The sequence below is a fragment of the Stenotrophomonas sp. TWI587 genome, assembly GCF_039674145.1.
Classification (GTDB): domain Bacteria; phylum Pseudomonadota; class Gammaproteobacteria; order Xanthomonadales; family Xanthomonadaceae; genus Stenotrophomonas; species Stenotrophomonas maltophilia_AY.
Genome location: NZ_JBDJMW010000005.1, coordinates 270,884 through 287,881 on the forward strand (window position 1 = coordinate 270,884; position 16,998 = coordinate 287,881).

A 16,998-nucleotide genomic window follows, 5' to 3' on the forward strand; every position below is an offset into this window, starting at 1 on the left:
CTGCCATCGAGCGCTCCCTGCCGCGTCTGTGCGCAGTGCCCTATGCTGGGCGGCATGGGGATAGAGACACTGCTGGATCTGCATATCGACCGCAACGCACAGCAGGTGCGGCGCGGCAATGAGGTGCTGCCGGTCAATGGATTGAGCTGGCGCTTGCTGGAGTGTCTGCTGTCGCACGGTACCGATGTCGTCAGCTTCGACACCCTCGCGCAGCAGGTCTGGGCGCCGGCGGTGGTCGGTGAGGATGCGATCAGCCAGCGTGTGAAGCTGCTTCGCCAGGCACTGGGCGATGACAGCCGGCGGCCACGCTACGTGCGCTCGGTGCGCGGCCGCGGCTACCAGCTGTGCGCGCCGCCGCAGCCGATAGTGCACGACACCGTTGCCATGGTCATCGCTGACAGCGCCCTCGTGTCACCTCGACACGGACGTGCACGCTGGATCTGGCTGGCGGCGGGCGTCACCGTCGCCGCTGTCGCTGCCGCGGTGATCGTGGCCCGTCCCGATCCCGCACCGGTGTCGCCTGCCGATCCGGTGCTGCAGCGCGCTGCGTATTACGCGGGCATCGGGCAGGCCAGCAACAACGAGCGTGCCATCGGGCTGTATCGCCAGGCGCTGCAGATAGATCCGGAATCGTTGACGGCCAGGCGCGGGCTCGCCCGTGCGCTGGCCGCCGATGCCTGCCTGTTCAACGGCGCACGCGAGCGCGCGGAGGAGGCGCTGGTATTGGGCGGCGAGCTGGTGCGCAAGGCCCCGGAAGATGCAGCCGGTTGGGCGGCACGCGGTTATGCCTACGACTGCCTTGGCGCGATGTCGCAGGCCATGGCGGACTACCGGCAGGCACTGCAGCGCGATCCGGGTGACGAGCGCACGCGTGCATCGCTGGCCTACCTGCAGCAGGAAAAAGGCGACCTCGCGCAGGCGCTGCAGGACAACCTGTCGCTGCGTGCGCCCGAGCGGGTCCGCTTCCGCGACGTACAGGTCGCGCGCGAACTGGAGCTGCTGGGGTTCACCGATGCCGCCGCTCGCCGGCATGCCCGCAACTTCCAGCTCTATCCGGACAACGTGTTCGCCAACATCGCCTGGCCGCGCAGCCTGCTGGCGATGGGGGAGCCGGGCAAGGCGCAGGCGGCGCTCGATCAGGCGCTGACGCGTGGAACCCCGCATCCGCAGCTGCTGCGTCTGCAGGGCGAACTGCGGCTGTTGAACGGGAATCGGAAGGAGGCTGCTGACGCCTTCGAGCAGAGCCGGGCACTGCGCCCACAGCAGTCGATGGGGCAGACCCTGGCCGGTCTGTACGGCGATCCAGCGCCTACGCCGGCATGGATTGCCGAGCGTCTGCAACGGCTGAAAGGGCAGGGCGACGATGGCTGGTCCGACACCGCGCTGGAGCGTGCCCTGTTGCTGCACGCCCAAGGCGATGAGGCAGCTGCGCTGGTGGCCCTGCGCCACGCGGTGAGCGCCGGCTTCCGCGATGCGGCGTGGCTTCGCGCCACCCCCTTGTTTGCGCCGCTGCACGGTGCGGCCGGCTGGCAGGGACTGCTCGACACGATCGAGACGGACGTATTTGCCCAGCGCGCCCAGGTGCTGGCCGCCACCTGGCGGCCAACAGACCTCGATGGCCTCAGCGCAGCGCGGGCAGCAGGAACTCGGTGAGGATGCGGCGCGACTGCGGGTGGGCGTAGTTGCGGTTGTAGGCCTGGCTGGTGATGACCGCCACCAGCTTCTTCTCCGGCATCACGAACACGTAGTTGCCGCCGTTGCCGGACATTGTCCAGACCGTGGTTTCGTGCCCATCGACCGGAAGCTTCAGCCCCCACCATTGATAGCCGTAGTCGCTGCCGTCATCGGTGCTGGCCTGCGCGCTGACCATCGCACGGACATAGGCGGCCGGGATGAGCTGCCTGCCCCGCCAGCGACCCTCGGCCAGCACCAGTTCGCCCAGCCGGGCGAGGTCACGGCTGCGATAGCGCGTTCCGCCGCCACCCATGCCGATGCCTTCGGGCGAGCGGTTCCATCGGCTGGCGGTGATGCCCAGCGGGCGTTCCAGGACCTGCGCGGCGTAGTCGGCCAACGGCAGCTTGGTGGCCTGTTCCAGCACCGCGCCGAGTACGAAGGAATTGGCCGTGCAGTAGGCATGCGCGCGGCCGTGCGGGCTGTCTTCCGGTCGCGTCATCCACGGTGCGAAGCCTTTGACCGGCAGCGACAGCGTGAAGTCGAGCCAGCGCTCGGTGACGTACATGCGTTCTTCGTTGCCGGCCGAGAACGCGTTCTGGTCATCGCACTCCCACAACGTGCTCATGGTGAGCAGGTCTTCCACCGTCATCGAGCGCAGCCGCGGATCGACGGGATGGCTGGCAGTGAATGCGGGAAAGTAGTCGTACACACGGGCCTGCACGCCGGGCAGGTGGCCGTCGCCGATGGCCGCCCCGACCAGCATCGCGGTGACGCTCTTGCTGGCCGAGCGCACGTCATTGAGCGTGTCCGCAGAGCCGCCGTTGAAGTAGCTCTCGTACGCCACCTGGCCGTCCACCAGCAGCAGGACGCTGGTGACCTGCTTGATGTCCTGGGTGGCGATCGCCGACTCCAGTGCGGTGATCCGGGCGCTGTCCAGCGCTGCGGGTGCGGCTGGAGCGGTCAGTGGCAGGGCGGCCGCCACGGCAAAGAACAGGGGGGCAAAGGGATGTCGGTGGTGATGCATGGGCAAGGCTCCTCGAGATGAGGGCCGACTACGCCATGACGCGGTCTGAAGTGCTGGAAATGCGCCTGAAGAATTCTGAAAGCCCGCCGCAGCAGGCCTCCAGGGTGATCAGCGCGGCGCACTCCAGACGCTGTTCGGGTCGCCATGCCGCGCGCGGCGCAGGCTCGCACGCGCCAGCGTGGCAAATCCGAAGGCCAGCGCGAGTGCCACCGCATCCACGCCGAACAGCGGCCAGTAGCCGCGCGCCGCGCTCACCCAGGGCCAGTGGCCGGTCAGCGCGCCGTGCATGACCGCCACCAGCGCGGTGCTGATGGCCGCTGCCCACAGCAACTCACGGGCGGCCTGGTCGGGGCGCCGGACTGCCGCCCACAGCGCGCAGGCGGCCCAGGTGACGAAACAGATCCAGCGGATGCCACGGTCCACCGCCTGCGGTGCGACCTGCTCCAGGATCTGCGCGCCCACGAAGCTCGCCGAGACCGCCACACACAGCCCGATGCAGACCCCCACCGTGGCCCGGGCCATGTTGATCTGCGCGCGGCCCTGTTCCACCTGGCGTCGCTTGCGCCGTGATTCGATCCATAGCAGGTTGCCGGAATAGAACAAGAAGGCGCCGCCCAGGCCGAGCAGGAAATACAGCCACACCACCACGCCATTGCCGAACTCACCGAAGTGCAGCGCATACGCCGCACTCAGGGTGGCGTGGTTGGCATCTCGTTGGCCGGGCAGCTGGCTGCTCAGCAGGCGCCCGGTGGCCGCATCCAGCCCGACCGCACCGAGCGGCCCCAGCGTGCCGCCCGATTCGCCGGTGATCTCGATGGTGGCCGTGGCATCAGTGGCATGGGCGAGCTTGAGGAAGGCAGGTTCGAAATCCGCGACTCCCTGGGTGCGCGCTACGTCGATCGCGCGGGCGTGCAGCATGCGCAGGTTCGTTCCGTCGCCCGATTGGCCGCTGGGCTCCCGTACCGGCGCAGTGTCCATCGCCGCCGGCACCGCCTGCATCAGCTTGCCGTCGAAGATCAGCGGATTCAGCGCCGCCATCTGCAGGAACACCAGGCACAGCAGTGCACCGGTGACGGCGAACATCAGATGGAAGGGCAGGCTGAGCACGCCGATCACGTTGTGCGCGTCCTGCCACATCTGCTTTAGGTTGCGGCCCGGGCGCAGTGCGAACAGATCGCCCAGCAGCTTGGGCAGGTGGATCACCAGGCCACTGAGCAGGGCCACCCCATACAGCAGGCTGACGATGCCCATCAGGTAGGTGCCCGCAACCGGCAGGCCCAGGCTGTAATGCAATTCGTTGACCAGCTCGGCCAGCCCGGTCTGCGGCGGCGTGACGCTGCCGTCGTAGTGATCCAGCCAGGCGTACAGCCAGGTGCCCTTGGCATCCTGCCAATAGGCGATCGGCTGTGGATGATCGGCGCCCGGGAAGGTCATGCCCACGTGGGCGCGCGCAGCGGGGTGCCGCGCCAGCACGCCGTCGAGCAGCCGCTGCGCGTCGTCCAGGCTCGCGGCCGGGGTATCCACGGCGTGCGGGGTCTGCCAGAGCGGCAGATCGTGATGGAACAGGGTCAGCGCACCGGCGTAGAACGCCACGAACAGTGCGAAACCGGCGACCAGGCCCACCCACGTGTGCAGGGTGGTGAAGGTGCGCAGGGTCTGGGAACTGAACTTCATCGTATCGCTCTCATTGCACCGCGCCGGTCAGGCGCAGCAGCCACAGCAGGCCGAATCCGGCCAGGGCGGTGGCGCTCATCACAGTCCATGCCCGCAGCCCGGTACGGAAGCTGAAGGCCCAGATCGCGCCCAGCATCCACAGTGGAATGAAGGCGATCAGGCTGGGCACCAACGTGGTCTGCCACGGCCCCGGCGGCAGCCAGGCGATCAACCCGGTGGCCGCGGCGGCGACGAAAAAGCCCGCCAGCACGGCGGCACCGGCGCGTGCCCACATCAGCGCATCACCTGTGCCGGGCGGTGCCACGCGGCCAGCAGCGGCAGCGCGATCGCCACCAGCATCCAGCTGCACAGCATCACCACCACGCCGGTGGCGATGCCCAGGTTGGCGATCCACAGCCACAGCGCCGCCACGGCGGCAACCAGGCTGATCTGCCGGCCCAGCCGTCCGGCACGACGCAGGCGTGGCCAGCGGCAATGCGGGGAGGCGGCATACAGTGCCAGGGCGGAAAAGGCGGAGCCGACCAGCGCCAGGCTGCAGAAGCCGAGCGAGGTCAGGGCAACAGTGATCATCGGCAATCCAGTCGGCAAACCCTGTCCCGGGCAGGACAGTAATCCGCGCATGGTAATCATTGCGGTTTGCGGGCGCCACACGGACGCATTCAGGCGCTGTGCGGGCACCGGTTGGCTGGCGGGCGGCGCATTCATCGGCGGATTGGTTTAAGATCAGGGCATCTCTATCGAGGCAACAAGGTGGCCCGCGCCCTGCGCCGGTCTAGCGTGTGACATGAGCACTACCACCGCCCACCGCTGAACGCCCCCGACGGCCCCTGACGCAGGCGCCCTCGTGGCGCTTTTTTATTGCCTCGCCCCCGGATTCTCCAGGCCCCCTTGCGGGCCACCAGACCAAAGCACTCTCATGATCGCGATCACGCTCCCCGACGGCAGCCGCCGTGAATTCGAAAACCCCGTCAGTGTCATGGACGTCGCCCAGTCCATCGGCGCCGGCCTGGCCAAGGCCACCATCGCCGGTGCCGTGGATGGCGTGCTGGTCGATGCCAGTGACGTCATCGACCACGATGCCAGCCTGCGCATCATCACCGCCAAGGACGAGGAGGGCGTGGAAATCATCCGCCACTCCGCCGCCCATCTGGTCGGCCATGCGGTCAAGCAGCTGTACCCGGACGTCAAGATGGTGATCGGCCCGGTCATCGCCGAAGGCTTCTACTACGACATCTACTCCGAGCGTCCGTTCACGCCCGAGGACATGGCCGCCATCGAAAAGCGCATGGGCGAGCTGATCGCGCAGGACTACGACGTCATCAAGAAGGTCACCCCGCGTGCGGAGGTCATCGAGATCTTCAAGGCGCGTGGCGAAGACTACAAGCTGCGCCTGATCGAGGACATGTCGCCGGAGATCCAGGCGATGGGCATGTACTACCACCAGGAATACGTGGACATGTGCCGCGGCCCGCACGTGCCCAACACGCGCTTCCTGAAGGCCTTCAAGCTGACCCGCATTTCCGGTGCCTACTGGCGCGGCGATGCCAAGAACGAGCAGCTGCAGCGCATCTACGGCACCGCCTGGGCCGACAAGAAGCAGCTTGAGGCCTACATCAAGCGCATCGAAGAAGCCGAAATGCGCGACCACCGCCGCATCGGCAAGCAGCAGGAGCTGTTCCACCTGCAGGAAGAGGCCCCGGGCCTGGTGTTCTGGCACCCCAAGGGCTGGGCGCTGTGGCAGGTGGTGGAGCAGCACATGCGCCGTGTGTACCGCGACAGCGGCTACGGCGAAGTGCGCTGCCCGCAGATCCTGGATGTGTCGCTGTGGCAGAAGTCCGGCCACTGGGACAACTACCAAGAGAACATGTTCTTCACCGAATCGGAGAAGCGCACCTACGCGGTCAAGCCGATGAACTGCCCGGGCCACATCCAGGTGTTCAACCAGGGCCTGCACAGCTACCGCGACCTGCCGATCCGCTACGGCGAGTTCGGCTCGTGCCACCGCAACGAGCCGTCCGGCGCGCTGCACGGCATCCTGCGCGTGCGTGGTTTCACCCAGGACGACGGCCACGTGTTCTGCACCGAGTCGCAGATCGAAGCCGAAGTGACGGCCTTCCACCAGCAGGCGCTGGCGGTCTACACGACCTTCGGTTTCGACGAGATCCAGATCAAGATCGCACTGCGCCCGGAAAAGCGCCTGGGCGATGACGCCACCTGGGACAAGGCCGAAGCCGCGCTGCGTTCGGCGCTGGGCAACTGTGGCGTGGAATGGCAGGAGCTGCCGGGCGAGGGCGCCTTCTACGGCCCGAAGATCGAGTACCACCTCAAAGACGCCATCGGCCGTACCTGGCAGCTGGGCACGATGCAGGTCGATTTCATGATGCCCGGCCGCCTCGGCGCCGAGTACGTGGACGAAAACAGCCAGAAGAAGCACCCGGTCATGCTGCACCGGGCGATCGTCGGCTCGATGGAGCGGTTCATCGGCATCCTGATCGAGCACCACGCCGGGTCCTTCCCGTCCTGGCTGGCCCCGACCCAGGTGGTGGTGGCCAATATCACCGATGCTCAGGCTGAATACGTCAGCGAGGTCCGGAAAACCCTTGCAGATCAAGGCTTCCGCGTGAACGCCGATTTGCGCAACGAGAAGATCGGATATAAGATTCGCGAGCATACGCTGCAGCGGGTCCCGTACCTGCTGGTGGTTGGCGACCGTGAGAAGGAAAATGGCGCCGTGGCCGTGCGTACGCGCTCTGGCGAAGATCTGGGCAGCATGTCCGTCCAGGCCTTCATCGAGCGGTTGCAGGCAGAACAGTCCGTGTAAGAAAGTCCCGGCCCTGCGGATGTTCCGCGATGGGCCGGTTTGATTCCTCTGGGAGATTGCAATATCAGTACCCCTGACAACAAACAGAACCGCAAGAATCAGGAAATCCGGGTGCCGCGCGTCCGCGTGATCGGCAGCGACGGAGAAATGATTGGCGTGTTGACGCGTGACGAAGCGCTGTCGATGGCCGAAGACGAAGGTCTGGACCTGGTCGAGATTCAGCCGCAGGCTGATCCGCCGGTGTGCAAGATCATGGACTTCGGCAAGTTCAAGTTCGAAGCGCAGAAGAAGGCCAACGAGGCCAAGAAGAAGACCAAGCAGGTCGAGATCAAGGAAGTGAAGTTCCGCCCGGTCACCGATGAAGGTGATTACCAGATCAAGCTGCGCAAGATGCGCGGTTTCCTGGAAGAGGGCGACAAGATCAAGGTCAACATCCGCTTCCGTGGCCGTGAAATGAGCCATCAGGAACTGGGTCGCGAGATGGCCAACCGGATCGAAGGTGATCTGGGCGAAGACATCGTGATCGAGTCCCGTCCGCGCCTTGAAGGCCGGCAGATGGTGATGATGATCGCGCCGAAGAAGAAATAACCGGCCCCGCCGGCTGTTTCGATTCGCGTAACAGGCACGGGCGCCTTTTCAGGCGCCTGCTGCCGTTTGCCGTGGCCGCAGCCTCCTGCGGCCCGTCCGCTGGGCGTTCCACGCCGGCCGGCACCGGTAAACACCCGCCCAATCAAGCGTTTGCAACTGCCTGGATTCACGGGCATAATGGGCGGCCCCGTTTTGCGGGGGTGCTGTTTTGAACGGTTTCTCGCCCCACAAAGGCACGCTGTTTCAACGGCAAACAGGACCGGCCTGGTTCCCATAGGGGATCCCGGGCTTACAAGCAGGCAAGGGCACGGACGGAAAGTGTGGCAATGCCACCGCCCTGGTCAGTGACAAAACATCATCAAGGACATAGCAATGCCCAAGATCAAGACCAACCGGGCGGCGGCCAAGCGCTTCCGCAAGACCGCGTCCGGCAAGTTCAAGGCTGGCCACGCCAACCGTAGCCACATCCTCACGAAGAAGTCGACCAAGCGGAAGCGCAATCTGCGTCAGACGAACCATGTTCGTGCAGAAGACGCAGGCCGTTTGAACCGTATGCTTCCCTACCTCTGAGGACTGACCCATGGCACGAGTAAAGCGTGGCGTACAGGCGCGTCGCCGCCACAAGAAAATTCTGACCCTGGCGAAGGGTTACTACAACGCTCGCCGCAAGGTCTTCCGCGTTGCCAAGCAGGCCGTGATCAAGGCACAGCAGTACGCCTACATCGGTCGTAAGCAGAAGAAGCGTAATTTCCGTTCGCTGTGGATCACCCGCATCAACGCGGCTGCCCGCATCAACGGCCTGAGCTACAGCCGTTTCATGAACGGCCTGCTCAAGTCCGGCATCACCCTGGACCGTAAGGTTCTGGCTGACATCGCCGTGCACGACGCAGCTGGTTTTGCTGCACTGGCCGAAAAGGCCAAGGGCGCACTGGCGGCATAAGTCCATTCCCCTGCCGTTGCCGTTCACGCGCAACGGCTGTGGGTAAGGCAAATGCATGGGGAAGGGCGCAAGTCCTTCCCCATTCTTTTTTGTGTTGGCGGTGGCCCTCCCGGTGCCATTGATCGACAGCGGTGGCGACGGGGGTCGGCCCGACGCGCATCGCGATGGCATACCGACGCGAGGCTCCGGCTATCCATGAGTGACATCCAATCCCTGACCACGCAGGCACTGGCCGATGTGGCCGCTGCCCAGAGCCCTGACGCGCTGGAAGCCCTGCGTGTGGCCCTGCTGGGCAAGAACGGCAGCATCACCGCCCAGCTCAAGCAGCTCGGTGGCCTGCCGGCCGACGAGCGCAAAGCCGCCGGCGAAGCCATCAACCGTGCCCGTGACGCGCTGACCAGCTCGCTGGGTGATCGCAAGACCGTGCTGGAAGACGCTGCGCTGGACGCGCGCCTGGCCGCCGAAGCGATCGATATCACCCTGCCGGGCCGTCGCGATGAGCGCGGTGGCCTGCATCCGGTGACCCGTACCCTGGAGCGCATCACCGAGATCTTCGGCCGCCTCGGTTACGAGCTCTCCGAAGGGCCGGAAATCGAAGATGACTGGCACAACTTCGAAGCGCTGAACTTCCCGCCGCACCACCCGGCGCGCGCGATGCACGACACCTTCTATTTCGGCGATGGCCGCCTGCTGCGCACGCATACCTCCGGTGTGCAGGTGCGCTACATGGGCGAGCACGCGCCGCCGCTGCGCATGATCGCGGCCGGCAAGGTGTACCGCAGCGACAGCGACCAGACCCATTCGCCGATGTTCCACCAGGTCGAAGGCCTGCTGGTCGACGAGCACTCCACGTTCGCCGATCTGAAGGGCACGCTGTCCGAGTTCGTGCGCGCGTTCTTCGAGCGCGATTTCGAGATGCGCTTCCGTCCCAGCTACTTCCCCTTCGTGGAACCGGGCGCGGAAGTGGACATCGCCTGGCAGCAGCCGGATGGCAGCACCCGCTGGCTGGAAGTGCTCGGCTGCGGCATGGTCCACCCGAACGTGCTGCGCAGCGTTGGCATCGATCCGGAGCGCTACACCGGCTTCGCCTTCGGCCTGGGCGTGGAGCGCTTTGCGATGCTGCGTTACGGCGTCAACGACCTGCGCGCATTCTTCGAAAACGACGTGCGGTTCCTGAAGCAGTTTGCGTAACAGCGGAACCGCCGGGCAGCCCCCGGCGCTACGTCGCACCACCATTCATCACGGCCCAGGCGCCTGCGCCGGGTCCACCAGGGTGACACCATGAAATTCTCTGAAAACTGGCTGCGCAGCCACGTCCCGACCACCGTTTCGCGCGATGAACTCAGCGCGGTGCTGACCGCCATCGGTCTGGAAGTGGAAGAGGTCGATGCGCTGGGTGATGGCCTGCAGCATGTTGTCGTGGCGAAGATCATCTCCGCCGAACGCCATCCCGAAGCTGACCGCCTGCAGATCTGCCAGGTCGATGCGGGGCAGGGCGAGCACCTGCAGATCGTCTGTGGCGCGCCGAACGCGCGCCCGGGCCTGGTCGCACCGCTGGCGATGGTCGGCGCGCAGATCGGCGATCTGAAGATCAAGCCGGCCAAGCTGCGTGGCGTGGAGTCCAACGGCATGCTGTGCTCGGCCAAGGAACTGGGCCTGGACACCGATGCGTCCGGGCTGTTCGAACTGCCGGACGATGCGCCGGTCGGCCAGACCCTGGTCGAGTATCTCGGCCTGCCCGACGCCAGCATCGAGATCAAGCTGACCCCGAACCGCGCCGACTGCTTCAGCATCCGCGGCATCGCCTTCGACGTGGCCGCCGCGTGCGCCAGTGAAGTCGTGCCGTTCGACGCCGCGCCGGTCGCCGCCGTGGGCACGCGTGAGCTGACGGTCCAGCTGGACGCTGGCGCCGAGGCCCCGCGCTACGTCGGTCGTGTGATCGAGGGCGTCAACGCCCGCGCCGCCACCCCGTTGTGGATGGCTGAGCGCCTGCGCCGCAGTGGCGTGCGCCCGGTCTCGCTGCTGGTGGACGTCACCCAGTACGTGATGCTGGAACTCGGCCAGCCGATGCATGCCTTCGATCTGGGCACCCTGCAGGGCAGCATCGGCGTGCGCCGTTCTCGCGCGGGTGAAACCCTGAAGCTGCTCGACGGCCGCGACGCGGCGCTGGACGACAGCTTCCTGCTGGTCACCGATGCGGACCGCCCGATCGCGCTGGCCGGCCTGATGGGCGGCTTCGATACGCGGGTCACCGACGACACCACCAACGTATTCCTGGAGGCCGCGCACTTCGCGCCCGCCGCGATCATGGGCCGTGGCCGCAAGCTGGGCCTGCACACCGATGCCGGCCACCGCTTCGAGCGCGGTGTCGGCCCTGTGCTGCCGCGCGCGGCGATCGAGTACGCCACCCGCCTGATCCTGGATCTGGCCGGCGGGACCCCTGCGCCCGTCACCGAGGCGGTGCGCGAAGCGGACCTGCCGGCGACCGCCACCATCGGTCTGCGCCGCGCCCGTATCGCGCGCGTGCTGGGCATCCAGATCGCCGATGCCGATGTCGAGCGCATTTTGCGCGCGCTGGGCATGGACGTGGCCCCGACCGCTGATGGCTGGCAGGTCACCGCGCCGAGCCGCCGTTTCGATATCGCCATCGAAGAAGACCTGATCGAAGAGCTGGCCCGTATCCACGGCTACGAGCAGATCCCGACCACGCTGCCGGGCGGTGCCTCGCGCGTGGCGATGCCGACCGAGACCCGTCTGGACGATCTGAGCGTCCGGCGCCAGCTGGTCGCCCGCGATCTGCAGGAAACCATCAACTACGCCTTCGTCGATGCCGCGCTGCTTGCGCAGTGGCAGCTGGGCGAGGGCCTGGTCGCGCTGGCCAATCCGCTGTCGGCCGAACTGGCGGTGATGCGCCCGTCGCTGCTGCCGGGCCTGGTCGCCACCCTGGGCCGCAATGCCGCCCGCCAGCTGGGCCGCGTGCGCCTGTTCGAACTGGGCCGCGTGTTCCATCAGCAGGCCGGCGAAGGCCAGCCCGCGCCGCTGGAAACCCAGCGCGTAGCCGCGGCGATCTGTGGCGATGCCGACACCCAGCAGTGGGGTCTGCCGACCCGCAAGGTCGATTTCCACGACCTCAAGGGCGACCTGGAATCGCTGGCCGCAGCCAGTGGCGCCGAGCTGGTGTTCACGCCGTCGCAGCGTCCGTATGGCCACCCCGCACGGTCGGCCGAGGTCTCCCGTGACGGTGTCAGCCTGGGCTGGATCGGCCAGATCCACCCGCGCCTGGCCAAGGCCATGGACATCGACGTGGACGTGTTCGCCTTCGAGCTGGACCTGGCCCCGTTGGCCGCCCGCGCGCTGCCGCGCGCGACCGAGCTGTCGCGCTTCCCGTCGATGCGCCGCGATCTGGCCTTCCTGGTGCCCGAGGCCGCGGCCTGGGCCGACCTGGAAGCGACCCTGCGCCGGGCCGTCGGCCCGCTGCTGCGCGAGGTCACCCTGTTCGACCGTTACGTCGGCCAGGGGGTCGAGCCGGGGTTCAAGAGTCTCGCTATGGGCTTGATTTTGCAGGACAAGTCGCGCACTCTGACGGACCGCGACGTGGATGCGGTGGTGGCCGAGGCGGTCTCTGCCATGGAGCGTGAACATCACGCTCGGATCCGCGGTTGAGCGGGAAGCATGGGGGATAGCAGGCAATGGCATTGACCAAGGCGGAGATGGCCGAAAAGCTGTTCGACGAAGTCGGTCTGAACAAGCGCGAAGCCAAGGAATTTGTCGACGCGTTCTTCGATGTGCTGCGTGAAGCATTGGAACAGGGACGTCAGGTGAAGCTGTCCGGCTTCGGGAATTTCGACCTGCGGCGCAAGAACCAGCGCCCGGGTCGCAACCCCAAGACCGGTGAGGAAATTCCGATTTCCGCCCGTACGGTGGTCACCTTCCGTCCGGGCCAGAAGCTCAAGGAAAGGGTAGAGGCATATGCTGGATCCGGGCAGTAACCGAGAACTTCCGCCGATACCGGCCAAGCGCTACTTCACCATCGGTGAGGTCAGCGAACTGTGCGACGTCAAGCCGCACGTGCTGCGTTACTGGGAAACCGAGTTTCCCAGTCTCGAGCCGGCCAAGCGCCGCGGCAACCGTCGCTACTACCAGCGCCACGACGTGCTGATGGTCCGCCAGATCCGCGGCCTGCTCTATGAGCAGGGCTACACCATCGGCGGCGCGCGCCTGCGCCTGGAAGGTGCCGATGCGCGCGAGGAATCGGCGCTGAGCAACCAGATCATCAAGCAGACGCGGATGGAACTGGAAGAAGTGCTGCAATTGCTGCGCCGCTGAACCATTTTTCACGCAAACCCGTTATACTCGTCGGCCCGCTGAGAGGCGGGGACATTGCCAGCATCATCGGGGCGTAGCGCAGCCTGGTAGCGCATCTGCCTGGGGGGCAGAGGGTCGTCGGTTCAAATCCGGCCGTCCCGACCAATGTTGTCAAAAAGATCAAAGGCTTACGCAGACATGCGTGAGCCTTTTTTCGTTCTACACCCTATTGCCACCCTATGCCCACCCATTGCGTGAGGCCGAGGAGTTCTGACCACAGTCGCACCCGAGGCGCGTACGGCTCCTCGGCTGATCCACTTGACGCGGTTTCCCCAGCGAAAGGCGGAGCATACGGTAGGGGAATCCCTACAGTGCAAATCGTCCCTGAGTGGCATCATGCCCCGTTAGTGTCGCGTGAACTTGGAGCATGTCAGCGACAAGTCGGCGGGCAACATACAGGGGGAACACAAGATGACATCACACTCAGTTTCTGCGTTCGAAATTCAGGTCAGGAACACTGCACTCAAGGGCGACCAGCTCGCTGTCCTCGATAAGATCACCATCAAGGGGGTTGCCCACGATCTGTTCGATGTAATAGGGAAATTTCTTGGCCTTCACTCTGCAACGCACAAGCAATTTATTGTAAATAACTCCAATCGCTTGGTAAAAGTCAGTGCGATAACGACCAACAAGGCGACACGAGAAATTTCTTGCTATGTGGGCCAAGGTACGTTCGGTATTCCAAGCGACATCATTAGCTCAAAGAGCTTAGTCTCGACGCACAAAAAACAATCAGAAGAAAGTGACGTGGTTGAGTACTACGTCCATTTGCGCATCCCGGCAGGCCGGAAGTGTGGGTATGTAATTTTTCATTCCATTGGCAACATGAATGTCAAAAGCTGGTTCGCTGACAACTTGGGTCTCCATGTCAATACCACGCTCTCGGGCTGCGCATTGAAAATGAAACCATTGTGCTCGTCACTGGCCATGAAGAAGTACTTGAAGGAAGCTGACGTTAAATCGATCAAGGTCTCTGCATTTGAAGTCCAAGCAGGCCCTGACGTCGCCGACATCCTGATGGATGGGGATGTTGAGAAAATTCTAGTCCTCAAAAAAGAGGGGGGCTTTGGCAAGCTCAAGTCGCTCATGGGCGTTGGCAAGAAGCGCGATCAGCTGGTGGCTATCTCTGATGCGAACTGCACAGATGTGAAGGCAGAAGTTGCATTTGACGGCCGGACACGAACCATCTCGCTGGAAGGCACGAAGACACCCAAGGCCAAATTCTACATCCAGGACCCTGAGGTAAAATTCGTCAACGGTATGCCCGTACGGAGTTCGATCTCAGGCTACGCGACGGACTTGATAGACGATCTCATCAAGGCAAATTAGCCCATGGAGAGGATATGAGCGGAAAGATCAATGTTTGGGCGATCGTGTCTGCCCACTTCGGTACTATTCGCCACCATGGAGAAGATAGACTGAGTATCGTCGACTTGACGGTGTTCTTTATTTGCCCGCTAGCGATTGCATGCCTGGTTTTCTACGCCCGCATGCCTTTCGGGTCGAGCCTGATATCGGCGCTGATTAACGCGTCAGCGATCCTTCTTGGTCTGCTCTTGAACCTTTTGGTTCTCATGTTTGACTTGCGCAGCAAAGCATCAGACGACATGGATAAGTTGAACGGCCAGAAGCCATTGGACGAAAAGAGACTCGGACACCTGAGTCTCCGGTGCGAAGTAATAGATGAGTCGGTGGCAAACATTTCATTCACTGTCCTTCTCTGTATCGGCTCGCTTATTAGTCTTCTGCTGTTCTCGATGCGCGAGGATGCTGTTGGCGTAGATGTGATCGAGAGTGCTGCGTACGCTTGGAATGCCTTCATCTGGATTAATGTGTCGCTGACAATCATGATGATTATTAAGAGGGTGTTCGTTCTCTTTGAAGCGTCAAAGTAAGGCGTACTCGCGCGTTCCCTTGGTATTTCGTTTTGATGTGAATCGATAATAGAGGGGGGTGAATGAGGCCGAGCGATTTATTCTTGATGGATGTGGGGGCTCTAATTTCAAAGCGTGAGCTCTACAACTTGGTCGTAAGATCGAAAGTGCTCGGAAGTGAATCGTGGGAAGGTCGGGAATGGGCCATCAACAATACACCACAGCAGGGAATTCACTGGGTTGGTGAAGGTGACAATTTTCGCTGTGCCATTGTTAAGGCGAAGAGTAATTCCTATGCGGACAATGGATGGTCAGAGAAGGTCGGGGGGCTTTTCCGGTACGCCTTGAAGGCGACGAATGGCGTCGTGAGGAGGGGTGAGCGGGCAAATCAAGCTCTCATACGTCAGCCGGAAGTGGGATATCCAGTGCTGCTGCTTGTAGACCACTCCGATGGTTGGGAGTTTTTCGGCGAATACGACGTCCGGCAGTGCGATGCCACTTCCGTTCTTCTAGCACCTCGCCTAAATCTCACCTCAAGTGAATCGCACGAGATGACTGGCCTGTTCGCTGAGGGCGCGCGGACTCTGAGGACACATCTGTTGATAGAGCGAAGTGGAGCCGCGGTAAAGGCGGCAAAGAAGCTTCACTCATGGTGCTGTGAAATTTGCTGCATGTCGTTCGATGAGCAATATGGCGTCGACTATATTGAGGCGCATCACGTGGTTCCGCTGGGAGCCCGTGAGGGATTGGTGGAAGTCTCAGTCCAGGACTTTGTCATGCTGTGCGCAAATTGTCATAGAGTGGTGCACCGTCTTATGGGGACTCTCGGAGGGGACTATTCTTTGATCCGGGCAGAGATTGCTCGGCGGTTGGCGCTTTCGACTTGCTCTTCTCTGTAGTAGCAGTCGGAGTGCCAGAGCGAGCACTGACCCCGAAAACTCCGTCGATTGCCGTTCCTGAAGTTGCACTAGTCCAGACCGGTTCGTGCCCGTCGAGATATATCTTGGTCGTCTCCTCGTCGGTATGTCCGAGAAGAGCTTGTACCTCCACTATCGATCGACCAGACTGCTGGAGTAGTGCCGCGCCGAGGCTGCGGATTTCGTGAAAGCTGGGCGGATTGCAGCTGACGAGACCGCTGGCCATGCGCGCGTCCTGAAAGGCCCGGGTTAGCTGTTCTGGTAAGACTTGGGTATGGTGACTTCGTTCCTTCGCGCGCATGTTTGCCGGCCTAGCCTTCTCCGGCAATCGATGCACTACATACGGAGACGAGACGGAGTCTTTCGTGCGACCGATCAGCTCCTCGAGCGACGGTGTCATGCTGATTCTGATTCGTATGCCGCTGGTACGCTCTGTTTTGGTTGGGATCACCCAGATGGCGCCATCGCGGATATCGCAGTATCGAAGGTTCACGATGTCTTCCCGCCGGAGCAGCGTCATCAAGGATAGGTCCATCGCATGCTGTAGCCATGGAGTTGCTACTGCTCGAATTGCTAGATATGTGTCGACGCTCAGTCGATCGCGTTGGCGCTCGTGAGTGAACTTGCGGGTCGCCAGGGCCGGGTTGCTATCCATCCAGCCCTCCTCGATCGCGCATGCGAGGATCCAGCCCAGTACCAACCGGAACTGCTGTCGAGAGCGCGTAGATTGCGTCACAGCGCGTATGAACTCTGCGCAATCCTTTACCGTGATTTGCTCAACCGGGCGGGCACCGATGCCCGTTTCAATTCGCCGGATCACGCTTTCGTACACCTCGGCCGTCTTCGGCGCCCACTTCCGTCCAGGGATATCGTCCCGGCGGAAGACGGCAATCGCATCGGCTACGGTTTCCTTTGAGCCGATTACCCGATCGACAAGATCGTTCGTGGGCATGAGGAGCGCGTTGAGTTTCTTGGCAGCGGCAAACGCTCGTGTCTTGTCCGTGCCCATCCACGTCTCCCGCTTTGTCACGGGGTGCCGATACTTGAATCCTTCCCGGTTGGGGTAGAGGTTTGCCGGCCATCCTTGGCGGCTTTTGCTGCGTGGTCGCGGTGCCATTCGT

16 protein-coding genes and 1 tRNA gene are annotated in these 16,998 nt (G+C 63.5%); 12 read left to right on the plus strand and 5 right to left on the minus strand.

What is annotated here, in order from left to right:
* The first annotated feature begins 54 nt into the window (after window positions 1–54).
* Window positions 55–1,653 (plus strand): winged helix-turn-helix domain-containing protein, encoded by a 1,599-nt coding sequence (locus tag ABE464_RS10570; RefSeq protein ID WP_346471895.1) that lies wholly within the window; start codon window positions 55–57, stop codon window positions 1,651–1,653.
* Here the strand turns inward: ABE464_RS10570 and ABE464_RS10575 are convergent.
* The 4 genes from ABE464_RS10575 to ABE464_RS10590 all read right to left on the minus strand — a co-directional run bounded on the left by ABE464_RS10575 (window position 1,622) and on the right by ABE464_RS10590 (window position 4,942).
* Complete coding sequence (locus tag ABE464_RS10575) at window positions 1,622–2,698, minus strand: serine hydrolase (protein ID WP_346471896.1); 1,077 nt, start codon at window positions 2,696–2,698, stop codon at window positions 1,622–1,624. The genes ABE464_RS10570 and ABE464_RS10575 overlap by 32 nt on opposite strands.
* 108 nt (window positions 2,699–2,806) lie before the next feature.
* Window positions 2,807–4,372 (minus strand): PepSY-associated TM helix domain-containing protein, encoded by a 1,566-nt coding sequence (locus tag ABE464_RS10580; protein WP_346471897.1) that lies wholly within the window; start codon window positions 4,370–4,372, stop codon window positions 2,807–2,809.
* A 10-nt stretch (window positions 4,373–4,382) separates the two neighbouring features.
* Complete coding sequence (locus ABE464_RS10585) at window positions 4,383–4,646, minus strand: hypothetical protein (protein ID WP_346471898.1); 264 nt, start codon at window positions 4,644–4,646, stop codon at window positions 4,383–4,385.
* Window positions 4,646–4,942: a hypothetical protein gene (locus tag ABE464_RS10590; protein ID WP_346471899.1), complete on the minus strand. Its 297-nt coding sequence runs from the start codon at window positions 4,940–4,942 to the stop codon at window positions 4,646–4,648. The genes ABE464_RS10585 and ABE464_RS10590 overlap by 1 nt, the downstream gene beginning before the upstream one ends.
* 346 nt (window positions 4,943–5,288) lie before the next feature.
* Here ABE464_RS10590 and thrS point away from each other — a divergent pair, with 346 nt between their 5' ends.
* The 11 genes from thrS to ABE464_RS10645 all read left to right on the plus strand — a co-directional run bounded on the left by thrS (window position 5,289) and on the right by ABE464_RS10645 (window position 14,981).
* Entirely contained in the window at window positions 5,289–7,193 is a 1,905-nt protein-coding gene (gene thrS / locus ABE464_RS10595; RefSeq protein ID WP_346471900.1) for a threonine--tRNA ligase, read from the plus strand.
* Window positions 7,194–7,241: 48 nt separating this feature from the next.
* Window positions 7,242–7,781 carry a translation initiation factor IF-3 gene (gene infC / locus ABE464_RS10600; protein ID WP_172407481.1) on the plus strand — a complete coding sequence of 180 codons (540 nt, stop codon included), beginning with the start codon at window positions 7,242–7,244 and terminating at the stop codon, window positions 7,779–7,781.
* 372 nt (window positions 7,782–8,153) lie between these two features.
* Window positions 8,154–8,351, plus strand: a complete 198-nt coding sequence (gene rpmI / locus ABE464_RS10605; RefSeq protein WP_017355265.1) for a 50S ribosomal protein L35 — start codon at window positions 8,154–8,156, stop codon at window positions 8,349–8,351.
* A gap of 10 nt (window positions 8,352–8,361) precedes the next feature.
* Entirely contained in the window at window positions 8,362–8,721 is a 360-nt protein-coding gene (rplT, locus tag ABE464_RS10610) for a 50S ribosomal protein L20 (RefSeq protein WP_017355264.1), read from the plus strand.
* A gap of 195 nt (window positions 8,722–8,916) precedes the next feature.
* Window positions 8,917–9,912, plus strand: a complete 996-nt coding sequence (locus tag ABE464_RS10615; protein ID WP_346471901.1) for a phenylalanine--tRNA ligase subunit alpha — start codon at window positions 8,917–8,919, stop codon at window positions 9,910–9,912.
* Window positions 9,913–10,002: 90 nt separating this feature from the next.
* Window positions 10,003–12,384, plus strand: coding sequence for a phenylalanine--tRNA ligase subunit beta (gene pheT, locus ABE464_RS10620; RefSeq protein ID WP_346471902.1), 2,382 nt, complete (start codon window positions 10,003–10,005; stop codon window positions 12,382–12,384).
* A gap of 26 nt (window positions 12,385–12,410) precedes the next feature.
* Window positions 12,411–12,710 carry an integration host factor subunit alpha gene (locus ABE464_RS10625; RefSeq protein WP_005410432.1) on the plus strand — a complete coding sequence of 100 codons (300 nt, stop codon included), beginning with the start codon at window positions 12,411–12,413 and terminating at the stop codon, window positions 12,708–12,710.
* Window positions 12,691–13,047, plus strand: a complete 357-nt coding sequence (locus tag ABE464_RS10630; RefSeq protein WP_019182707.1) for a MerR family transcriptional regulator — start codon at window positions 12,691–12,693, stop codon at window positions 13,045–13,047. Before ABE464_RS10625 ends, ABE464_RS10630 begins: the two co-directional genes overlap by 20 nt.
* A gap of 67 nt (window positions 13,048–13,114) precedes the next feature.
* Window positions 13,115–13,191: transfer RNA gene (locus tag ABE464_RS10635), tRNA-Pro, on the plus strand.
* Between the two features lie 249 nt (window positions 13,192–13,440).
* A complete protein-coding gene (locus ABE464_RS10640) occupies window positions 13,441–14,415 on the plus strand; it encodes a hypothetical protein (protein ID WP_346471903.1) in 975 nt (324 codons plus the stop codon).
* A gap of 14 nt (window positions 14,416–14,429) precedes the next feature.
* Window positions 14,430–14,981 carry a hypothetical protein gene (locus ABE464_RS10645; protein WP_346471904.1) on the plus strand — a complete coding sequence of 184 codons (552 nt, stop codon included), beginning with the start codon at window positions 14,430–14,432 and terminating at the stop codon, window positions 14,979–14,981.
* A 792-nt stretch (window positions 14,982–15,773) separates the two neighbouring features.
* On the opposite strand, the gene ABE464_RS10650 is transcribed toward ABE464_RS10645, so the two are convergent.
* Window positions 15,774–16,994, minus strand: coding sequence for a tyrosine-type recombinase/integrase (locus tag ABE464_RS10650; protein ID WP_346471905.1), 1,221 nt, complete (start codon window positions 16,992–16,994; stop codon window positions 15,774–15,776).
* Between the last annotated feature and the right edge of the window lie 4 nt (window positions 16,995–16,998).

Bases quoted from the DNA above. Each gene is read 5' to 3' on its own strand.
- ABE464_RS10570 (WP_346471895.1), top strand. From the start codon at position 55: ATGGGGATAGAGACACTGCTGGATCTGCATATCGACCGCAACGCACAG.
- ABE464_RS10575 (WP_346471896.1), bottom strand. From the start codon at position 2,698: ATGCATCACCACCGACATCCCTTTGCCCCCCTGTTCTTTGCCGTGGCG.
- ABE464_RS10580 (WP_346471897.1), bottom strand. From the start codon at position 4,372: ATGAAGTTCAGTTCCCAGACCCTGCGCACCTTCACCACCCTGCACACG.
- ABE464_RS10585 (WP_346471898.1), bottom strand. From the start codon at position 4,646: ATGTGGGCACGCGCCGGTGCCGCCGTGCTGGCGGGCTTTTTCGTCGCC.
- ABE464_RS10590 (WP_346471899.1), bottom strand. From the start codon at position 4,942: ATGATCACTGTTGCCCTGACCTCGCTCGGCTTCTGCAGCCTGGCGCTG.
- thrS (WP_346471900.1), top strand. From the start codon at position 5,289: ATGATCGCGATCACGCTCCCCGACGGCAGCCGCCGTGAATTCGAAAAC.
- rpmI (WP_017355265.1), top strand. From the start codon at position 8,154: ATGCCCAAGATCAAGACCAACCGGGCGGCGGCCAAGCGCTTCCGCAAG.
- rplT (WP_017355264.1), top strand. From the start codon at position 8,362: ATGGCACGAGTAAAGCGTGGCGTACAGGCGCGTCGCCGCCACAAGAAA.
- ABE464_RS10615 (WP_346471901.1), top strand. From the start codon at position 8,917: ATGAGTGACATCCAATCCCTGACCACGCAGGCACTGGCCGATGTGGCC.
- pheT (WP_346471902.1), top strand. From the start codon at position 10,003: ATGAAATTCTCTGAAAACTGGCTGCGCAGCCACGTCCCGACCACCGTT.
- ABE464_RS10625 (WP_005410432.1), top strand. From the start codon at position 12,411: ATGGCATTGACCAAGGCGGAGATGGCCGAAAAGCTGTTCGACGAAGTC.
- ABE464_RS10630 (WP_019182707.1), top strand. From the start codon at position 12,691: ATGCTGGATCCGGGCAGTAACCGAGAACTTCCGCCGATACCGGCCAAG.
- ABE464_RS10645 (WP_346471904.1), top strand. From the start codon at position 14,430: ATGAGCGGAAAGATCAATGTTTGGGCGATCGTGTCTGCCCACTTCGGT.
- ABE464_RS10650 (WP_346471905.1), bottom strand. From the start codon at position 16,994: ATGGCACCGCGACCACGCAGCAAAAGCCGCCAAGGATGGCCGGCAAAC.